The organism is Streptomyces turgidiscabies Car8 (assembly GCF_000331005.1).
In the GTDB taxonomy this organism is placed as follows: Bacteria; Actinomycetota; Actinomycetes; order Streptomycetales; family Streptomycetaceae; genus Streptomyces; species Streptomyces turgidiscabies.
This window is the reverse complement of record NZ_AEJB01000100.1, coordinates 1-2,365: the sequence shown is the minus strand read 5'-3', so window position 1 is coordinate 2,365 and position 2,365 is coordinate 1. Positions and strand designations below refer to the sequence as shown.

Below are 2,365 nucleotides of genomic sequence, written 5' to 3'. Positions count from 1 at the left end.
GCCCGCCCCCACCCCGCCCCCCGCGCCCGCGGTCCGCCCGGCGTCCTGCCAGCCGCCCGCCCGCTCCGCCTCCCCCAACCGGGTACGCGCCCGGCTGGCCCGGCTCGGTGTGCAGCGCTCCAACCCGTACAACCCGGTGCTGGAACCGTTGCTGCGGATCGTGCGTGGCCACGACCCGAAGATCGAGACGGCGACGCTCCGCCAGATCGAGAACGCCTACCAGGTCGCCGAGCGCTGGCACCGCGGCCAGAAGCGCAAGAGCGGCGACCCGTACATCACCCACCCGCTGGCCGTCACCACGATCCTCGCCGAGCTCGGCATGGACCCGGCGACGCTCATGGCGGGCCTGTTGCACGACACGGTCGAGGACACCGAGTACGGACTGGACCAGCTCCGCCGCGACTTCGGCGACTCCGTGGCGCTCCTCGTCGACGGCGTCACCAAGCTGGACAAGGTCAAGTTCGGCGAGGCCGCGCAGGCCGAGACCGTACGCAAGATGGTCGTCGCCATGGCCAAGGACCCGCGCGTCCTGGTCATCAAGCTCGCCGACCGGCTGCACAACATGCGCACGATGCGCTATCTCAAGCGCGAGAAGCAGGAGAAGAAGGCGCGCGAGACGCTGGAGATCTACGCGCCGCTCGCCCACCGCCTGGGCATGAACACCATCAAGTGGGAGCTGGAGGACCTCGCCTTCGCGATCCTCTACCCCAAGATGTACGACGAGATCGTCCGGCTGGTGGCCGAGCGCGCACCGAAGCGTGACGAGTACCTGGCCATAGTGACCGACGAGGTCCAGTCCGACCTGCGCGCGGCCCGCATCAAGGCGACGGTCACCGGCCGCCCGAAGCACTACTACAGCGTCTACCAGAAGATGATCGTCCGAGGCCGTGACTTCGCGGAGATCTACGACCTCGTGGGTATTCGTGTACTTGTCGACACCGTCCGCGACTGTTACGCGGCCCTCGGCACCGTGCACGCGCGCTGGAACCCGGTCCCCGGCCGGTTCAAGGACTACATCGCGATGCCCAAGTTCAACATGTACCAGTCGCTGCACACGACGGTCATCGGGCCCAACGGCAAGCCCGTCGAACTCCAGATCCGTACGTTCGACATGCACCGCCGCGCGGAGTACGGCATCGCCGCGCACTGGAAGTACAAGCAGGAGGCCGTCGCCGGTGCCTCCAAGGTGCGGTCGGACCAGCCGAGGGCCACCGGCAAGGACGATCACCTCAACGACATGGCCTGGCTGCGGCAGCTCCTCGACTGGCAGAAGGAGACCGAGGACCCCGGCGAGTTCCTGGAGTCCCTGCGCTTCGACCTGTCCCGTAACGAGGTCTTCGTCTTCACGCCCAAGGGAGACGTGATAGCGCTGCCGGCGGGAGCGACTCCGGTCGACTTCTCGTATGCCGTGCACACCGAGGTCGGCCACCGGACCATAGGGGCCCGGGTCAACGGCCGCCTCGTACCGCTGGAGTCCACCCTCGACAACGGCGACCTGGTGGAGGTCTTCACCTCCAAGGCGGCCGGCGCGGGGCCCTCCCGCGACTGGCTCGGCTTCGTCAAGTCGCCGCGCGCCCGCAACAAGATCCGCGCCTGGTTCTCCAAGGAGCGGCGCGACGAGGCGATCGAACAGGGCAAGGACGCCATCGCGCGCGCGATGCGCAAGCAGAACCTGCCGATCCAGCGCATCCTCACCGGCGACTCCCTCGTCACCCTCGCCCACGAGATGCGCTACCCGGACATCTCGTCCCTGTACGCGGCGATCGGCGAGGGCCATGTGGCCGCGCAGAACGTCGTGCAGAAGCTCGTGCAGGCGCTCGGCGGCGAGGAGGCGGCCACCGAGGAGATCGACGAGTCCGTTCCGCCCGCCCGTGGCCGCAAGCGGCGCAGCAACAACGACCCGGGTGTGGTCGTCAAGGGCGTCGACGACGTCTGGGTGAAGCTCGCCCGCTGCTGTACGCCCGTACCCGGCGACCCCATCATCGGGTTCGTCACGCGCGGTAGCGGCGTATCGGTTCACCGCAACGACTGCGTGAACATCGAGTCACTGAACCGGGAGCCCGAGCGCATCCTCGACGTCGAGTGGGCGCCCACCCAGTCCTCGGTCTTCCTGGTCGCCATCCAGGTCGAGGCGCTGGACCGCTCCCGTCTCCTCTCGGACGTCACCCGTGTCCTGTCCGACCAGCACGTCAACATCCTGTCGGCGGCCGTCCAGACGTCGAGGGACCGGGTGGCCACCTCCCGCTTCACCTTCGAGATGGGCGACCCGAAGCACCTGGGCCACGTCCTGAAGGCCGTCAGGGGCGTAGAGGGCGTCTACGACGTGTACCGGGTGACCTCGGCCCGCAGGCCGTAACCCGGCGCG

Annotated in this window: 1 protein-coding gene; it reads left to right on the top strand. The window is 68.5% G+C overall.

What is annotated here, in order from left to right; all coding sequences use genetic code 11:
• On the top strand, positions 1-2,356 hold a 2,356-nt coding region (locus STRTUCAR8_RS05535; protein ID WP_044471679.1), incomplete at its 5' end, for a RelA/SpoT family protein.
• Between the last annotated feature and the right edge of the window lie 9 nt (positions 2,357-2,365).